The sequence below is a fragment of the Paenibacillus terrae genome (genome assembly GCF_005217525.1).
Taxonomy (GTDB): Bacteria; Bacillota; Bacilli; order Paenibacillales; family Paenibacillaceae; genus Paenibacillus; species Paenibacillus terrae_C.
This window is the reverse complement of sequence record NZ_PNXQ01000018.1, coordinates 158,943-175,270: the sequence shown is the minus strand read 5'-3', so window position 1 is coordinate 175,270 and position 16,328 is coordinate 158,943. Positions and strand designations below refer to the sequence as shown.

Genomic DNA, 16,328 nt, shown 5'->3' with positions numbered 1-16,328 from the left:
AGGAAGTATTGAGCAACTGCTCAGTACAAACAAAATTATGAGTATAAAAGAAGCCGCCTTACAGGCACACCGCGTAAGAAACGGTAAGCTGGAGATTACAGGGACAGTACCGGTCGTAAGTAAAGAGGATTTAGCGATAGCTTATACACCTGGCGTTGCCGAGCCATGCAAGGAAATCGCTAAAGATAAGAGCAAAGCCTATGAATACACGATTAAAGGGAGCACCGTGGCGATTCTGACGAATGGGACAGCCGTGCTGGGTCTGGGGGATATTGGCCCTGAGGCAGGGCTGCCTGTCATTGAGGGCAAGGCCTTGTTGCTCAAAGAATTTGGTGGGGTGAATGCGTACCCTATCTGTATCGACAGCACTGATCCAGACGAGTTTGTGCGCACGGTTGAAGTGATCGCCCCAGGTTTTGGAGGCATTCATCTTGAAGACATCAAAGCGCCAGAATGCTTCTATATTGAAGACAAATTAAAAGAAAAGCTGAATATTCCGGTTTATCATGATGATCAGCATGGAACGGCAGTTGCTGTGCTTGCAGGGTTATGTAATGCCTTGAAACTGGTGGGGAAAAAAATGGAGGATGTGCGCATCCTCATCAATGGAGCAGGAGCTTCGGGTATTGCCACCGCCAAGCTATTGCTTGCTGCAGGAGCGAAGCGTATAGTTCTCTGCGATATTAATGGTGCCTTGGTCGAAGGCGACACCTCTCTCAATGAACCTCAGCAGCAAATCGCCAAGCTGACGAATCGTGATAAAGAAACAGGCAGCCTTGCAGAAGTCATCAAAGGCAAGGATATCTTTATCGGCTTATCGGTTGCAGATGTGATGACAAAAGAAATGGTGCAAACCATGAGCAATGAAAGCATCATTTTTGCCCTTGCCAATCCAATTCCAGAAATTTTGCCGGAGGAAGCACACAAAGGCGGAGCAAGAATTGTTGCGACCGGCAGATCGGATTTTCACAACCAAATCAATAACCTGCTGGCATTCCCCGGTATTTTTAGAGGCGCGTTTGATGCCAAAGCCACGGACATCACGATGGAAATGAAATTAGCGGCAGCCAGAAGCATCGCAGATCTGGTAACAGACGAGGAGCTTGATGATACCTACATCGTTCCAGATGCGATTGACAAAAGAGTAAGTGCAGCAGTTAGTAAAGCAGTAAAAATCGTCGCAGAACAAAGCGGTGTTGTAAGAAAATAAAGACATTGTCTTTTCAGAACAAATAAATAGGATGCGCATCCTATCCTTTCGCTTGCAGAGTGTGGGATGCGTCATTCTACTTATTCTGACTTCCATGCAGAAAAACGGTGATAAATTATGGCTATGTGGATGGAACATTTGCGTGAAGAGATTTTAAATCCAGCTTCTGAAGACGCTCAAAGAAAGCTTCGCGATTTCCTCAAGCGCCAAGGTCTTAGAATAGACCGTCAAATTGAATATACGATGGAAATTGTAGATGGCAGCGACATTGCCGCTACGGGTTCTTTTTCAGGCAGTGTACTGAAGTGCATTGCTGTGGATGAAGCTTATAAAGACCAGGGGCTATCAGCACAAATCGTTAGCCATTTAGTAAATGAAGAATACAGGCGGGGAAGGACTCACCTGTTTATTTATACAAAACCAGTAAACAAACAAATTTTCAAGGATCTCGGCTTTTATCCAATCATGGAGGAATCCTCCATGGCTGTCTTGTTGGAAAACCGATGGGATGGTGTGCGACAGTATCAGCAAGAGCTTTTGCAGGAATCGGGCGATCTCGTGCCTTCGGCTGCGATTGTTATGAACTGTAATCCATTCACACTTGGACATCTGCACTTAATCGAGCATGCAGCGGCGGTTTGGGGAAAGGTACATCTTTTTGTAGTCTGGGAGGACCGATCCATTTTTCCATCAGATGCCAGATACAGACTAGTGGAAGAAGGCGTGAGACATTTGGCCAATGTGGTCTTGCACAAGGGCAAAGACTATATCATCTCGGGTGCAACGTTTCCTTCTTACTTCCTCAAAAATGATGAAAAGGCAGCAAGTACGCATATATCACTAGATTTAAAAATATTTAGCCAGTATATAGCTCCGTTGCTAAATATTCAAAAACGGTATATCGGTCAGGAGCCAAGCTGTGTCTTGACCCGCAGGTACAACACGATCATGAAAAAAATGCTGCCTTCCGTTGGAATCGAAGTAGAGGAAATACCACGACTGCTATGGGAAGGGGACGCAATCAGCGCCTCTGCGGTCCGCAAGTATATCCGTCTGGGCCAAATGGATAAAGTGAAGCAGCTTGTACCGGACACGACCTATCAGTTTTTATTGTCAGTGGAAGCTGGAGAAATCATCAGGCGTATCAGGGAGATGTCATAACATGTATTCGTATGAGGTTACCCTTGAAGAAATGCTACAGGCACGCGAAAACCGGGCAGATAGACAAAGACAATTGATCAGCAGGTACGCGGTAGCTCTGATCAGCATGACGATCAATATCCCAGGACCACAGAAGTCCTCTCCAACTAGTACATACGTTTTTCATGAAGGCTATCGTATCTTGATGAGTCAGCTGGCGGTGAACCAAATGACATCGCTGCACAATGAAGCGTATGATCTGCTAACAGGCCCAGGAGCATATGTTGCCGTTCAGGCAGACGCGCGAATATTGAAGAAGTTGGTTATTGCGATTGAAGATGGGCATCCTCTAGGAAGATTACTGGATCTGGATGTGATTGGACCCAATGGAAGGGCAATCTCCAGAGATGAACTTGGCTTGGGCAAGCGAAAATGTCTCATGTGTGAGCAGGCTGCGCATATATGTGGACGGAGTAGAGCACATGCACTTCCCGAATTGCTGGAAGCTATCAAAGCACTGGTGGACAGTTATACGCGAAAGCATCAAGTAGCCAAACGAGCATGATCGTTCATCATCATTAAAAAATCCAGAGAAGAAGGTTGTTAGTATGTATGATTGCAACAAACCTATTAAGTGAAAGCCTTGGTCAACAAGCTGTCCTTGCGTTGCTAACAGAAGTCTCCGCCAGCCCAAAGCCGGGACTGGTAGATCGGTTTAATCGTGGTGCTCATAAGGATATGGACTTCTTTACGTTTATGTCTAGTGCGGTCGCACTTTCCAGCTATTTTGAAAGATGTACAAAGGCAGGAGATTCCTTTCATGAAAAGGATCTTCGCATACTATTTACGAATCTACGTCCCTTGGGGCAGGAAGCCGAAAAGGCTATGTTTGCCGCAACAGGCGGGGTGAACACACATAAAGGCCTTATTTTTTCGCTAGGAATTATTTGTGCTGCTGCTGCGTATTGTTGTACGACACGAGCAACTGCTAGCAGGCTGGATGAACAAATCATTTGTGAGACCATTGCTCAGATGACCAAAGGTTTATGTGAGAGTGAACTTGTATTCCTGGAAAAATCAACAGACTTAACGGTCGGCGAACGGTTGTACAAAGAGTGGGGCATGACGGGTATACGTGGTGAGGTGGAAGCAGGCTTTCCAACCGTGCGAGAGTACGCTCTGCCCGTCTATCGTGAGTTGAAGTCATCGCAACGATACCATGTGAATGATATCTGTGTTCAAACCCTGTTACAACTGATGGTTGTCAACGAAGATACAAATGTCGTTGGTAGACACGATAGGGAGATGCTAACCTATGTCCAGCAATATGCCAAGCAGGTGCTAGAGGCGGGTGGTATCTTGTCAGAGAGAGGTGTCGCCATGATTCATCAAATGAACGATGATTTTGTGCAAAAGAATGTTAGTCCTGGTGGCTCTGCTGATTTACTGGCAGTCACAATTATGCTGGAAAATTTATGTCTGTCACCACCTGCAATATAACAGCAATGCGGTTCATAGCCGATCCATTTTAATGAAAAAGAGCTGTCCCCAAAGTGATATGTTCCCCTTACAACAGACAGGTTAATTCGTAAAACCTACTGCTGTAAGGGGATTTTTTATGAAAAGAAATAATTGTGAATGAAGCTGTGTAGAAGTGAGCCTTGGTTTTTTAGAGGATTAGTGTAATCCATTAATTTGCGTGTTTAATAAGAGGTCTTTCGTATATGGAAATGGGCGTACTAGGAAATAAGATTGGATTTTTTGGGGTTAATGTGTTACGCTTACTTTCCTTTTTTTGTGTCGGAGCAAGTGAATGGGATGCAGAAATCGAGACTTGATATTCTTAGGAGGTAACTGAAATGGAGAACGGGTTTCAAAGTGCCTATCAAGAAGAACAGCACAGGCTGTCGCTTGCTATGGAGGAAATTGATCGCAGATTGGAACGGCTTCGCAATACGCCGGTGTACACGGGACATGATTTTACGGAGCAGGTGCTGGAATCCGGGCGGGAGGAAAAACGCCAGTCTTTGGCAAAAAGTGCGCAGGAGCCTTATTTTGGACGCATGGATTTTGACGAACGTGGCAGGGGACAGCGTAAGCCGCTCTACATCGGCAAAATCGGAGTGGAGCGCGAGGAAGCGTCTGCGTATCCGCTTGTGATTGATTGGCGCGCGCCGATTGCCAGCTTGTTTTATTCTTTTACAGGCGGTGAAGAAACCGCGTCCTACGAGGCTCCTGAGGGAACGATTGAGGGCTTGGTGTATCTAAAGCGCAACGTTGTCATTCGAAAAAGAATACTGGAACGGGTAGCCGATACGTACAACCGTGAAAGCGACGAGCCTGCGGTTTCCGATGAATTTCTCGTCTATCGTCTGGGAGAGAACAAGGATAACCGATTGCGGGATATCGTATCTACGATTCAGGCCGAGCAGGATCAGATCATCCGTGCGGCTAAAAATACAGCCCTTGTCATTCAGGGGGTAGCGGGTAGTGGCAAGACGACGGTAGCGCTGCATCGTCTCGCATTTTTATTGTATCAATACAAGGAGCAGGTAACTGCGGACAGGATGGTTATTTTCGCACCGAACCATATGTTTCTTGATTATATTTCAGATGTACTTCCAGAGCTGGGGGTTGGAAATATTCAGCAGAGTACATTTGCGGACTGGGCGCTTAACCTGTTGGGGCTGGATTTACCTATAGCTGATCCTGCTGAAACGTTGGCTTATTGGTTTGAGAGCGGTAGCCTGAGAACGGAATCAATGGATGAGGCGCCAGGACGCTTCAAAGGTTCGATTCACTTCATGAAGCTTCTTCAAGCTTTTGTGGAACGGCTGGAGCCTGTTTCGGTGCCGGAGGGAGATTTTTCACCATGGGATGGAGCAGTGCTTCCGCGAGCGGAGATTTTGAACTGGTTCAATGAGGAATACAAGCCTTATCCGCTTGCGAAGCGGAAGGAGCGTGTGCTTGCAAGAGTCCATCGTTGGATTGAAATGGAGCTGAAAAAATCGCCCTCGACGGCTGCGCTCAAGGAACGCAAGAAAAAAGCGGGGTCCCGGGAAAAGGCATATGCTAAAAAATGGCCCCAATACGACGCGCTGACGCTTTACAAGCAGCTTTTTCAGGCAGCTAAAGGATTACCCGCAGACACGGCTGCGGAGCTGAAGGCTTTTTTGCCTGCTGCTATTTTTAAGACCACACAGTCGGACCTGCGTAAACAGGTTATCCGCGAAGAGGACCTTACTGCCTTGGTATATCTGCATGTGCTGATTCATGAGGTAGAATCGTCTCAACGCTTTGACCATGTGGTCATTGATGAAGCGCAGGATTTCTCACCTTTTCATATTGCATTGCTGGATTTGTTTGTTAAAGGGCATTCCTTCACGATATTGGGTGATCTGTCACAGGGGATTCACGAATACCGTGGCGTACATGCGTGGGAGGAAATGAGCTCTCTTTTTGCGCCAGAACATACGGGATATTTTGCACTTACCCGCAGCTACAGATCAACGCTGGAAATTATAGAGTTTGCAAATACGATTTTGGAGCAGGGGGTTCGCGGCGGGATTACGGCCGTTCCGGTATTCCGTAGCGGCGATCCGGTGTGTACACTGCCATACGGTACATCAGGGCGTGAACAGAGTTTGCTGACCGCTCTGCAAGAGCTTTCTTCCAAGGAATACCGCACTGTATCTGTGCTGACGCGTACCTTGAAGGAGGCTGTGGAACTGCATGAGGCTTTTACGAATGCAGGGTTAGATGTAAATCTGATTGACGGCGGTAAAAAGCAATACGAAGGCGGCTTGTCCGTTCTGCCTGTGTACCTGTCCAAAGGGCTGGAGTTCGACGCAGTCATTGTGGCGGATGCCGACCAAAAACATTATGGAGAGCTGGCATGGGATGCCAAGCTGCTGTATGTGGGCTGTACCCGTGCGCTGCATGAGCTGTGGCTGTTACATGAGGGTGCGCTTCCGAATTATGTACAGGAGCAGGTGAAGTAAGGAAAGGGTATTTTAAATTAGCGCCTGAGTTGATGTTTAAGTAACTGCTTAAGCTACCATAATGGTGAACATCATGGGAGTCATATCAGCAATCAGAACAGCCACGAAATTCTCTTTCGTTCGGCTGTTCTTTCTTTTGCTTACAGGATTACAGATATGTAAATATATAGTCATGCCGTGACCGTGCTATCTGCAACTTGTCTGCGGGTATGGTAGAATAAAAGGCGGTTCATACCGTTTTTAGGATAGAAATTTCAAGGTTTCAACCGCATGAGCGAACGCGATGTATATGGACCCCGCAGGGGTAGAGTGTTCCCTCATATCACCATAAGGAAGTGAATGAAATGGACTTATTTTCATATTCCCAAGAGTCGATGCCAAGCAATCGGTTGCTTGCTGACCGGCTGCGTCCGACTTCGCTGGACGAATATATTGGACAGGAGCATGTCGTCGGTCCGGGCAAGCTGCTGCGAAGAGCTATAGAGGCAGATCAGGTTTCTTCCATCCTCCTGTACGGGCCGCCGGGATGTGGCAAGACGACGCTGGCGCATATCATTTCACAACACACGCAAGGCGAATTTGTCCGCCTGAATGCAGTAGAAGCGTCAGTGAAGGACGTGAGGGAAGTCATTGACCGCGCACAAACGAATAAATCGATGTACGGCAAAAAAACCATCCTGTTTCTCGATGAGGTACATCGTTTCAACAGCTCGCGTCAAGATGCATTGCTGCCAGCGGTGGAAAAGGGTACGATCGTGTTTATCGGCGCCACAACCGAAAACCCCTTTCACTACGTAAACGGCGCCTTGCTAAGCCGTTCTACGTTGTTTCAGCTCCAATCGTTGACGCAGGAGCATTCGCTGGCAGCCATGCGCCGCGCCTTGGGTGATGCGGACAAGGGGCTCGGTTATATGCAGCTTCAGGTGGACGAAGCTGCGCTGGATCACATCGCGTCCATGGCGAACGGCGATATCCGTCGCGCCCTGAACGCGCTGGAACTGGCGGCGCTCACGACGCCTCCGCTGGCAGACGGCACGATTCACGTGACGCTGGAAGTTGCGGAGGAATCCATTCGCCGCCCGATTGTCAAGGCAGACGAGTCCACGCAGTATGACGTGCTGTCCGCCTTTCACAAAAGCATTCGCGGCTCCAGCGACGCGGCGCTGTTCTGGTTTCTCTACGCCGTAGAGAAGCTCGGCATGGACCCGATGACCTTTCTCCGCCGCCTCATCGCGGCGAGCAGCGAGGATATTGGCCTGGCAAATCCGCAGGCGATGGTGCAGGCAGTGAGTGCGCTTGAAGCTTATCGCAATAACGGCTGGCCGGAGGCCAAGCTGAACATCGCGCAGGCTATTTTGTTCGCCGTGGAGAGCCCAAAATCGAATGCTGTATATACGGCGATTTCACGGGCCATGTCGGCTATGGACGACATCACATCCGCTGAGGTTCCGCTGCATTTGCGTGATGCACATTACAAAGGCTCGGAGAAGCTGGGGCATGTTGGCTATCAGTATCCGCATAATTATCCGAATCATTATGTGAAACAGCAATATTTGCCCGATTCGATAGCAGACCGAACCTTTTATCAAGCTACAGAGCAGGGGAATGAGTCGAAAATCAGACAAAACCAGCAATGGCGGGATTCACAGTCGTAGAATATATGTAGCAGACGGATATATGTAGTGAATAAGATCAGAGGTATAGCCACCGTTATGGTTGCACCATGAATATTGCAAAAGTGAAGAAGGGGACATAAAGATGAAGGACGTGCTATTCGTCGGGGCGGGAGGAGCGCTCGGAACCTCTGCCCGTTACGGCGTGCAAACATTGCTGCCTGCGGCAGGGGCTGATTTTCCACTTGGTGTGCTGTTAATCAATTGGATCGGCTGTCTGTTTCTCGGCTGGTTTTTCACCGTAACCTTACGGTCATGGCGAATCAAGCCTCGCTGGCGACTTGCCATCGGAACAGGCTTTACAGGAGGCTTTACCACTTTTTCCACCTTTGCAGTGGATGCTGTGCGCCTGACGGTTCATGATCGTGCGCTTACGGCTGTGTTGTATCTGTTGTTCAGTGTATGTGGAGGTCTGTTTTTGACATGGACAGGTATTCGTCTGGGCACGAAAATGACGCAAGCTGCCCCTAAGGAGGATAGCTTATGATCTGGTGGGCGGCGGCAGGTGGAATGGTCGGTACATTGGCGAGATACGGGTTTGGCATGTGGGCCGGAAAAAGGTTCGGCACCGCATTTCCTTGGGGAACATGGATCATTAACATCAGCGGTTCCTTTCTACTCGGCTGGCTGTACGGCGAATTTACGCAGCATAATCTGTCTCTTGCACTTTGGATGCTGTTAGGAACAGGCTTTTGTGGTGGCTATACCACCTTTTCAACATTCGGGTATGAATCTCTCCAATTGATGGAGCGCAAGGAATATCGGCGTATGGCTGGGTATGTGCTGTCTTCCGTGGTGGTAGGAGCAGCAGCGACTGCTGTTGGATTTGGGGTTAGTTGACGCAATAAAGCCTCCAAATCCCTCGCGTGGCATTTTCAGCCATGAGTAAGGCTTTGAAAGCTTTTTTTATTGGGTGTGTTAACAAACACATGATAGAGTACTTGCGCCTGCGAAGCTATTTTTTATCCCGTTCTTTATACAGCTCAGGCAAAAGGGATTCCAGTTCCGGTCTTGGTTCAGGATCGGACAGCTTCATTTCCTCCAGCGTTTGGACGGCAATGCGCAGTACGGTATAATCCCTGTACCATCGGTTATCCGCAGGAACGACATACCACGGAGCCTGCTTGGTTGCGCTTAGCTCCAGCACGTCCTCATAGTATTGAGTATATTGCTTCCAATATTTACGTTCCTGCAAATCACTCGGATCAAGTTTCCAGTTTTTATGCGGCTTTTCAATCCGGTCGATCAGCTTCTCCAACTGGAATTGCTTTGAAATATGTAAAAAGATTTTGACGACCTTTACACTGCTATCCAGCAGCAGTTGTTCAAAATGTTTGATGTGTTTAATATTTCGTTTGGCCTGCTTGTCGGATACCTGACCGTGAACACGTGTAATCAGTACATCCTCATAATAAGAGCGATTGAATGCCGCGATATATCCACGTGCCGGGGTTACGCTGTGGGCACGCCACAGGAAATCGTGACTTAATTCTTCGGCTGTAGGCGATTTAAAACTGTGGACAGTCACCCCCGCCGGATTGAGGTTGGAAAATACCTGCTTGATGACGCCATCTTTTCCGCTGCAATCCATACCTTGAAATACAAACAAAACGGCTTGTTTTTTCTCCGTAAATAATTTGCTTTGTAATTCCGCGAAGCGTTCCTTCAATTGATCGGTTTCCTGCTGAATTTCTTCTTTATTTTTAATATCCTGAGTATCCTTGGGGTTCCACTCTTTTAAAGAAACTTTTTTACCCGGTGTCAGCATTCCTAATGAATCAGACATAAAGGCACGCTCCTTTTCAATTGAAGTAAGATATCTTGTCTACATCATATACCCAAATGGGGGTGTTATCAAAATTTCCTTATGTATCTTGCTTTTCTTGGTTTAAACGGCTACATTTTCGACATTCTGTTCACGCTTTTGGTCACAGAATTTTTCTTCAATTTCTAGTGGACCAGATCCTTCTTTTTTACTCAGTAAATTACTCAATCTGACTGCTGCATCTGACTGCATTTTTTTCAATAAATGTGAATAAGTATCCAAAGTTATAGTTACACTACGATGTCCCAATCTTTCGGAAACAACCTTTCTTTTCATCAGCCTTGTAATTGTGTTTGGGAAAACTTGCTTTCCAATATTTATGCAACAGACTAAATCAATATTTACATCCATTTCGAGTAACCATTATGCATTTATTCCTGTAGTCAACATTCCTCCCCTTGTCTCATCCCTGTGTGTATTGCCAAGAAATAGACGATGTAATGTCTATTGGACTTTCTTTCTATATTAGACCACAATTTTTCTGTCTAGAAGAGTGTAGCCGATCCAGTATATTGAGCCTGAAGCAGAGCTATAAACTTACATTTCAAGTAGGAAAAAAGAATCAAATTGATGTCGAATTATGAAATATTTTGTTTAAATGGTAGATTGTTGTAAAGGTAGACTGTATATTAATAGTGGAAATGTCCAAATAAAAAAGGAGGATTGAGTTGAAAACAAAATAACATCTCAATGACTCTAGTTGTAGTGGCTTTCTGTTACGTCAGGAATGATAATAAGATTTCCAAATTTCCTAAAAGGGGTGCTAACCTTGAAAAAACTATTAGCTTCCAAGAAAAAACTTTTTTCCATGGTCGGAATATTATCTATTGCCGTGATTTCTATTAGTTCCACTTCTTTTGCAACTAGCTTTACCGGAGGGAGAAGCTCAGCCAATTTTAATGCATATTATGATTCCTCTGTTTCTACGAATGGCTATACCAGTGCCTATGATACCGCACGTTCTGATTGGAGCGCTGCGTCTGGATCAGTAAACATTGGTAAAACGACATCGACGAGTGGGACTCCAGACAGATATTATGTCGGTTCTACAGCTACATCTGGTTTATTGGGATTGACAACTCCGTATAAAACATCTGGTGGTGTAGCAGGTGTAAGTGATAGCTGGGCATATGCCACGGTGGTGATTTATCATAACCAGATGCAGGCTTTCGGTATGAATTCCGCACAAAAAACCTCCAACGCAACCCATGAGGTTGGCCATACGTTATCTCAAGCGCATCCATCAACTTCTAGTAGCTCTGTTATGAAACAAGGTATTCAGTCTATCGGTGTTCAAGCATATGACAAGCAATCCTTAATTGCTAAGTGGGGAAACTAATTAGCATAATAACTAATTTAAGGAAGGGGCACTATTATGACTTTTAATAAAAAAATAAAGATGGGTATTTCTGTATTAGCGGTAGGGGGACTGATTGCTTCAGGGAGTCTTTTTTTTACATCCACAAATGCTTCTCCAAAATTTTCAGAATTAAATACTCCAAAAATTTCGTTAGAAGCTTCTTATATTGATTATAAAACTGTAAGCGAATTGGACTCCAATGCAGAGCTTATTGTGATAGGGACTCCTTTGCAGGAGTTTGATGATCGACAACATATCGTTACAAGCTTTGATGATGGTACGATACAAGACTTTTATACACTTACGAATATAAAAATTGATAAAGTGATTAAATCACCCGAAGGGGCATCATTAAACGTAGAAGAGCCATTGTCTATCGTGGAGCCGATTTCTTATATTGATGATGCCGAAGGCAAGAAAAAAATAGCTTATGAGGATTATACTGAATTGAAGCAAAATGAAAAAAGTATTATTTTTCTCAAGAAAAATACACAAGGACAGTATAGCGTAATCAATATGGATCTCGGAAAGTTTGCTATTGCACCTTCTTCTCAATCCCCTAGTATTTCGGGGGAAAAACAAGATTCAAAAGAACAATTCCGAGAATCAGTATTGGGAAAATATGATTTGAAATAAAATCAAAAAAAGGTCTGTTCTTTATTTAATGAACTGTGACCCTGTTTGTGGCCACTTTTAAAAAGGACCTTCGTTCTCAAGCGGCAATCAGATGGCTTCTGTATTCATCAGGAGTCATCTTTTTTAATGTCCATTGGTACCGTTCGGTGTTGTAGTAGGTGATGTATTCATTGACGCGAACTCTCAGCTCATGCAGAGATGTGCACTCTTTGTATTCTAGTTCATCTTTCATATGTCCGAAAAACGTCTCCATTGAGGCATTATCCCAACAGTTTCCTTTCCGTGACATGGATTGTTTGAACCCTGATTCAGCAATCATGGAGCGCACCTGTAAGTGTGTGTAGTGAAAACCTTGATCTGAATGGATTACAGCCTCAGGATGAACACTCCCCTCCAGACGATCAAGCAAACGTTGTAGTGTTCGTTTAACAAGTGACACTTCCAAGGTTGAAGATAGGTAGTGGGCTAAGATTTCTCTTGTTGCTCCGTCCTTTACGCAGGACAAATAAGCCCATTGACCGTTTCCATAACGCAAATAAGTGATATCGGTAAGCAAGACCTTTTCAGGTTCTCCGCAGTCAAACTGGCGCTTCAGGAGATTCGGGCATGTTCGGTGCTCTTGAGTAGCTTTAGCCATTTTACGGTATGGATTGGCTTGACGAATAACAGCACTCAGCCTGAATTTACGCATGAGGCGTCGAATTTTTTTGTGATTCATGATGATTCCGTTTAGACGTTCTAGCCGCATTTTTATAACGAGGGCGCCTACTTTTCCTTGGAGTGCATCATAATGCGCCTTAATGAGTACGCCATCTCTTTCATCAGCAAACTCACGAAGCTGGCGTTTTTCCTCCGCAGTGCACCACCGGTAATAACCGCTTGTACTCACCTCAGCAAGCTTGCAAAGATATCGGGTTAGGCGTCTCAATCCGTGTTTGCGAACGACCTGATTAATCAGTTGAAAGCGCTCGGAAGACGGTAGTCTATTATCGTTGGGATGTTGCCTTTCGAGCGCTTCTAGCTTTTTTAAGAGTTCATTCTCGGCCTCAAGGAGCTTGATACGGGCTTCGGCGAGTCGGAGCCTCTCTTCAGCGGATCGCTCGCTACTGTTAGGTCTTCCTGAACTTCCTTTCCCTCTGCGTTCTTCCAATAATCCGGTTTCACCTAACGAAGCGTGTATTTTACGCCAGCGTTGCAAACATTTCTTTGGTGTCTCCTGCCCAATCAGTCCCATGTCGAATCCCGCTAAAGAGAAAATCTCAATGGGTGTCGCCCCAGCTTGATTCGCTCGTACAGCATCCATTTTAAAGGCAGATGAATAGGTGATATTTTTCTCCGAGACACGAAGTACGGATGGATTCGACTCTAAAACTTGAATCTCTTGTTCTGTAAAAGACCTTCTAATTTTCCCCATGATCTGCACCCTCGCAAACTTTTTCTAATCTGATTAAAACACAAAAGACCCGTAAGAGGGCACTTTTTTCAAAGTGTCTATCTTACAGGTCACAGTTCATAAACAAAAGAACAGACCTTTTTAGTTAATCTTTAATTCTCTCAAGTAATTTATTTATCGAATTTGTGGAGTTGACTGATATCTTATACGCAGTATGAGTATCGTCCTTATTCACATACATAGCATTGCTGGTTGGATCGTTATTGTTAATCCATAAATAATAAGAATCTTTTGTTCCATCTTTTTGGAATGTAACTTCGTAATTTGGAGAATCCGTATTAGCTATACCTGATATCTTTTCTGATTCCTTAATTGCATTGATAAATATCATAGTGTCCGAAGTATCATTAAATGTAGCAATTACATCTTTTTTTGTTTGTTGTTGCAGTGTGGCGTCCTTCTGTAGTTTGTAGACTATTATTTTCTCCTGCCCCTTCCCACTTTGAGAAATAACTATTTTTTCAGCGTTAGAGCTACAAGCTGTTATTAACAACAACACGATCATCAAAAACAAAATTCCATTCTTCCGCATAATAGAACAAATCCCCTTTCTGAAATTTACTCTATAGACGACCCGAATTGGTGGAATGTTTCAGTTTGAAGAATAATTTTGTTTTAATGTATAAAAATAGATAATAATGTGTTTTGTTTCATGAAATATCAAGTTAAGTGGGAAGAATTTTGACCTACCTCGCTATCAGGCAATACGGTTAATGATTCGTGAGGGTGATTTTGGATAATGAAACCTTTGTTTGATAGTCGCTGAAGGAATAGAGGTAGTCAAAGCAGCAGGGGTGAAATTTGGTCGTCCTATGCAGTAGATCACGCCTGACTTTGCTATGGTATATGACAAATGGAAATCTGGAGTAATCAAGGCTGTGGAGGCAATGGAGGAACTAGTCATGAAAAACAGGACATTCTATCGTAGAGTTAAAGAATGAGAACAGCAGAAACAAGTAGGATAAAATAATGCACATGTATATGTATGCAGCCTAAATAAATCCTGTCTAGGTTTCTTTGTCATGTCTACGTGACCCATATTAGCAGTAGCAGTATTCCCCAAAAGTTGAATATTAATACTCAGCAACTTAGAAGCTATAAAAAACTCCTAATACTCATTCCTGAATTACAGCATATGCTTGAAGAACAAGATTTGAAAGCGACGACTGCTATATCCTAACTTAGGCATCATCTAACAGCGATACACACTACTTTAGACATAGTAAATCTATTTATATCAGTCCATTTGTCATATAATTTAAAAGGGAATTTCAGGATGATAGTTGGATGTCCCTAAACATCTCCTTCTGATAAGATTATTTCCATCTAAATTAAAATGGACGTGATCAAATGGGTAGAATATTGGTTCCACCTGACAAACTGATGCAAGTGGCTGACCAATTTTTGCAAGGCAAACAGCAAATGGGACACATGTGTGATCAACTGAATCGGCAAATGATGTTCGTCCAAGGTGGATGGGAAGGCTTGACAAGTCAGCGATTCTTCCAAGACTTTCAAAGATCACAACAATCCATGAGTGTGACGCTTGAACGATTATCGACGGTAGCGCAGGAACTCATTTTTATTTCAAAAAGTTTCACACAGGTAGATGGTGAGGAAGTCGTACTGGATGTGCCGGGAAATGGTGTACCTATTAAAACGGCATCCAGCAGTGAAGGTTGGCTACATAAAATTTTTGAACAGATCGGACAGGCTGAGATCACCAAGGCTGAAGCTCAGATGGAAGCTAGCAAGTTGCAAGGTGAAATTTTATGGGATACTGCTCAGGGAGCAAAAGGTGCGATTCAGGAGGATTTAACCTTGGGAATGTTGCCCGATAAAGATCGTGACTATGACCATCCCATGGCAGCTAAAGCAGGTGAAATTCTAGGTCATGTAGCTACTACATTACAGGGTGTTGCTGAGGTGGTGGTTGGAGCAGGTGGAGAAACATTATCAGCCGTTGTTTCAGCTTCAGGCGTAGGGAGCATCGTTGGCGTACCGGGATTGATTGGATCAGCAGCTTTAGCGGCACATGGAGGTACAACCGCATTCAAAGGAGCTAGTGGGATCGGAAAAAGCTCAGCGGAATTGTGGCAGATGACAAAAGGAGAAGGTGGGGGTTCATCTAAACAAACACTTACTTCCAACAAGGGAAAGTCGATAGATGTTACTCCTTCATCTAATCATACAAGTACGACAACGAATCCACATCCGGCTAAAGGTGAACCTAACTCATCTATTGATATTCTGGATAAAAATACAGGTGAGATAAAAACAAGAAGATATTATGATGAAAATGGAAGAGCTACACGCGATGTAGACTATACCAATCATGGAAATTCAAAGCAGCATCCAGAGTGGCCTCATGAACATGTTTTTGAATGGAAAGAAGATGGGACATTTAAAAGAGTTAACAAGAAGTAGGAGGGATTGTTTTGGAATACAATGAATTGGTGGAACGTTTTGAAATGGGGGAAGAGTTTCAGTTCTACTATAAAAACGATAGCTATTGGATTAGCCAGAATGAAGAAGAGTACTTCCTTACTCGTGAAAGAGACAGTTTTTCGCAATCGTTTGAATCAGCAAGAGAGCTGTTTGTTAATGGGAAGATTGATGATAAGACTATTTTAGAGTTGTGGGATAGTATAGAGATTTGAAAAGTACAATTTAAGCTTACTCCTTAACAATAAAAACGGGAGTGGGCTTTTTTTACATAGTTAGCCTATCTGAATAAAGAGGGATGAGATTTGCATACCTTGCTTCAAACGAAGATGCGTCCAATTTAAAAAATTTCCTTATGTTTTACTCTCTAACCACATTTGCATGTTCAACTTCTTTCTCCTGTTCAGACATATTACCCCAAATATCAACAATAAATATAGGACCAAAATGAGACCATTTGCCCAAGAAACGCACAGAGTCCAATCGCTGTAACACTTCCATCGACTGTTAAAGGATTAAAACCAGGACAAGCTACAATTACTGTATTTTCTAATGGGCAATATACCAACTATGATGTTTTCGTGA

Annotated in this window: 17 protein-coding genes; 12 read left to right on the top strand and 5 right to left on the bottom strand. The window is 44.3% G+C overall.

Annotation, left to right across the window (positions count from 1 at the left end; all coding sequences use genetic code 11):
- Positions 1–37 precede the first annotated feature (37 nt).
- The 8 genes from C1I60_RS24130 (at position 38) to crcB (C1I60_RS24095) (ending at position 8,864) form a co-directional block, all read left to right on the top strand.
- Positions 38–1,210 carry an NAD(P)-dependent malic enzyme gene (locus C1I60_RS24130; RefSeq protein ID WP_137064027.1) on the top strand — a complete coding sequence of 391 codons (1,173 nt, stop codon included), beginning with the start codon at positions 38–40 and terminating at the stop codon, positions 1,208–1,210.
- A 129-nt stretch (positions 1,211–1,339) separates the two neighbouring features.
- Positions 1,340–2,371 (top strand): [citrate (pro-3S)-lyase] ligase, encoded by a 1,032-nt coding sequence (citC, locus tag C1I60_RS24125; protein WP_252361863.1) that lies wholly within the window; start codon positions 1,340–1,342, stop codon positions 2,369–2,371.
- 1 nt (position 2,372) lies between these two features.
- On the top strand, positions 2,373–2,915 hold the full coding sequence (gene citX / locus C1I60_RS24120) for a citrate lyase holo-[acyl-carrier protein] synthase (RefSeq protein WP_137064025.1): 543 nt from the start codon (positions 2,373–2,375) through the stop codon (positions 2,913–2,915).
- 47 nt (positions 2,916–2,962) lie between these two features.
- Positions 2,963–3,850: a triphosphoribosyl-dephospho-CoA synthase CitG gene (gene citG / locus C1I60_RS24115; RefSeq protein ID WP_137064024.1), complete on the top strand. Its 888-nt coding sequence runs from the start codon at positions 2,963–2,965 to the stop codon at positions 3,848–3,850.
- Between the two features lie 359 nt (positions 3,851–4,209).
- Positions 4,210–6,351, top strand: a complete 2,142-nt coding sequence (locus C1I60_RS24110) for a HelD family protein (RefSeq protein ID WP_137064023.1) — start codon at positions 4,210–4,212, stop codon at positions 6,349–6,351.
- 344 nt (positions 6,352–6,695) lie between these two features.
- Positions 6,696–8,006, top strand: coding sequence for a replication-associated recombination protein A (locus C1I60_RS24105; protein WP_137064022.1), 1,311 nt, complete (start codon positions 6,696–6,698; stop codon positions 8,004–8,006).
- Between the two features lie 103 nt (positions 8,007–8,109).
- The gene (gene crcB, locus C1I60_RS24100) at positions 8,110–8,511 is read left to right on the top strand and encodes a fluoride efflux transporter CrcB (RefSeq protein ID WP_137064021.1); all 402 of its coding nucleotides are present in this window, start codon (positions 8,110–8,112) and stop codon (positions 8,509–8,511) included.
- Positions 8,508–8,864: a fluoride efflux transporter CrcB gene (crcB, locus tag C1I60_RS24095; RefSeq protein ID WP_137064020.1), complete on the top strand. Its 357-nt coding sequence runs from the start codon at positions 8,508–8,510 to the stop codon at positions 8,862–8,864. The genes crcB (C1I60_RS24100) and crcB (C1I60_RS24095) overlap by 4 nt, the downstream gene beginning before the upstream one ends.
- 115 nt (positions 8,865–8,979) lie before the next feature.
- Here crcB (C1I60_RS24095) and C1I60_RS24090 read toward each other — a convergent pair whose 3' ends face one another.
- Both C1I60_RS24090 and C1I60_RS26090 read right to left on the bottom strand, forming a co-directional pair.
- A complete protein-coding gene (locus C1I60_RS24090; RefSeq protein WP_137064019.1) occupies positions 8,980–9,810 on the bottom strand; it encodes a PPK2 family polyphosphate kinase in 831 nt (276 codons plus the stop codon).
- 102 nt (positions 9,811–9,912) lie between these two features.
- Positions 9,913–10,200, bottom strand: coding sequence for a hypothetical protein (locus C1I60_RS26090; RefSeq protein ID WP_353505578.1), 288 nt, complete (start codon positions 10,198–10,200; stop codon positions 9,913–9,915).
- Positions 10,201–10,618: 418 nt separating this feature from the next.
- On the opposite strand from C1I60_RS26090, the gene C1I60_RS24080 reads away from it, so the two are divergent.
- Together C1I60_RS24080 and C1I60_RS24075 are read left to right on the top strand one after the other, a co-directional pair.
- The gene (locus tag C1I60_RS24080; RefSeq protein WP_137064018.1) at positions 10,619–11,188 is read left to right on the top strand and encodes a hypothetical protein; all 570 of its coding nucleotides are present in this window, start codon (positions 10,619–10,621) and stop codon (positions 11,186–11,188) included.
- Positions 11,189–11,224: 36 nt separating this feature from the next.
- Positions 11,225–11,845, top strand: a complete 621-nt coding sequence (locus C1I60_RS24075; protein WP_137064017.1) for a hypothetical protein — start codon at positions 11,225–11,227, stop codon at positions 11,843–11,845.
- Positions 11,846–11,921: 76 nt separating this feature from the next.
- On the opposite strand, the gene C1I60_RS24070 is transcribed toward C1I60_RS24075, so the two are convergent.
- Together C1I60_RS24070 and C1I60_RS24065 are read right to left on the bottom strand one after the other, a co-directional pair.
- Entirely contained in the window at positions 11,922–13,259 is a 1,338-nt protein-coding gene (locus C1I60_RS24070; protein WP_137064016.1) for an IS3 family transposase, read from the bottom strand.
- A gap of 124 nt (positions 13,260–13,383) precedes the next feature.
- The gene (locus C1I60_RS24065) at positions 13,384–13,830 is read right to left on the bottom strand and encodes a YhfM domain-containing protein (RefSeq protein ID WP_137064015.1); all 447 of its coding nucleotides are present in this window, start codon (positions 13,828–13,830) and stop codon (positions 13,384–13,386) included.
- A gap of 818 nt (positions 13,831–14,648) precedes the next feature.
- Between C1I60_RS24065 and C1I60_RS24060 the strand changes: the two genes are divergently transcribed.
- Together C1I60_RS24060 and C1I60_RS24055 are read left to right on the top strand one after the other, a co-directional pair.
- Entirely contained in the window at positions 14,649–15,725 is a 1,077-nt protein-coding gene (locus C1I60_RS24060; RefSeq protein WP_137064014.1) for a WXG100 family type VII secretion target, read from the top strand.
- Between the two features lie 11 nt (positions 15,726–15,736).
- On the top strand, positions 15,737–15,958 hold the full coding sequence (locus C1I60_RS24055; RefSeq protein ID WP_137064013.1) for a hypothetical protein: 222 nt from the start codon (positions 15,737–15,739) through the stop codon (positions 15,956–15,958).
- A gap of 145 nt (positions 15,959–16,103) precedes the next feature.
- Here C1I60_RS24055 and C1I60_RS25035 read toward each other — a convergent pair whose 3' ends face one another.
- Positions 16,104–16,244: a hypothetical protein gene (locus tag C1I60_RS25035; RefSeq protein ID WP_212734504.1), complete on the bottom strand. Its 141-nt coding sequence runs from the start codon at positions 16,242–16,244 to the stop codon at positions 16,104–16,106.
- Positions 16,245–16,328: the final 84 nt, after the last annotated feature.

Excerpts from the sequence above, each read along its gene's own strand:
- C1I60_RS24130 (WP_137064027.1), top strand. The coding sequence starts at position 38 with ATGAGTATAAAAGAAGCCGCCTTACAGGCACACCGCGTAAGAAACGGT.
- citC (WP_252361863.1), top strand. The coding sequence starts at position 1,340 with ATGGAACATTTGCGTGAAGAGATTTTAAATCCAGCTTCTGAAGACGCT.
- citX (WP_137064025.1), top strand. The coding sequence starts at position 2,373 with ATGTATTCGTATGAGGTTACCCTTGAAGAAATGCTACAGGCACGCGAA.
- citG (WP_137064024.1), top strand. The coding sequence starts at position 2,963 with ATGATTGCAACAAACCTATTAAGTGAAAGCCTTGGTCAACAAGCTGTC.
- C1I60_RS24110 (WP_137064023.1), top strand. The coding sequence starts at position 4,210 with ATGGAGAACGGGTTTCAAAGTGCCTATCAAGAAGAACAGCACAGGCTG.
- C1I60_RS24105 (WP_137064022.1), top strand. The coding sequence starts at position 6,696 with ATGGACTTATTTTCATATTCCCAAGAGTCGATGCCAAGCAATCGGTTG.
- crcB (WP_137064021.1), top strand. The coding sequence starts at position 8,110 with ATGAAGGACGTGCTATTCGTCGGGGCGGGAGGAGCGCTCGGAACCTCT.
- crcB (WP_137064020.1), top strand. The coding sequence starts at position 8,508 with ATGATCTGGTGGGCGGCGGCAGGTGGAATGGTCGGTACATTGGCGAGA.
- C1I60_RS24090 (WP_137064019.1), bottom strand. The coding sequence starts at position 9,810 with ATGTCTGATTCATTAGGAATGCTGACACCGGGTAAAAAAGTTTCTTTA.
- C1I60_RS26090 (WP_353505578.1), bottom strand. The coding sequence starts at position 10,200 with ATGGATGTAAATATTGATTTAGTCTGTTGCATAAATATTGGAAAGCAA.
- C1I60_RS24075 (WP_137064017.1), top strand. The coding sequence starts at position 11,225 with ATGACTTTTAATAAAAAAATAAAGATGGGTATTTCTGTATTAGCGGTA.
- C1I60_RS24070 (WP_137064016.1), bottom strand. The coding sequence starts at position 13,259 with ATGGGGAAAATTAGAAGGTCTTTTACAGAACAAGAGATTCAAGTTTTA.
- C1I60_RS24065 (WP_137064015.1), bottom strand. The coding sequence starts at position 13,830 with ATGCGGAAGAATGGAATTTTGTTTTTGATGATCGTGTTGTTGTTAATA.
- C1I60_RS24060 (WP_137064014.1), top strand. The coding sequence starts at position 14,649 with ATGGGTAGAATATTGGTTCCACCTGACAAACTGATGCAAGTGGCTGAC.
- C1I60_RS25035 (WP_212734504.1), bottom strand. The coding sequence starts at position 16,244 with ATGGAAGTGTTACAGCGATTGGACTCTGTGCGTTTCTTGGGCAAATGG.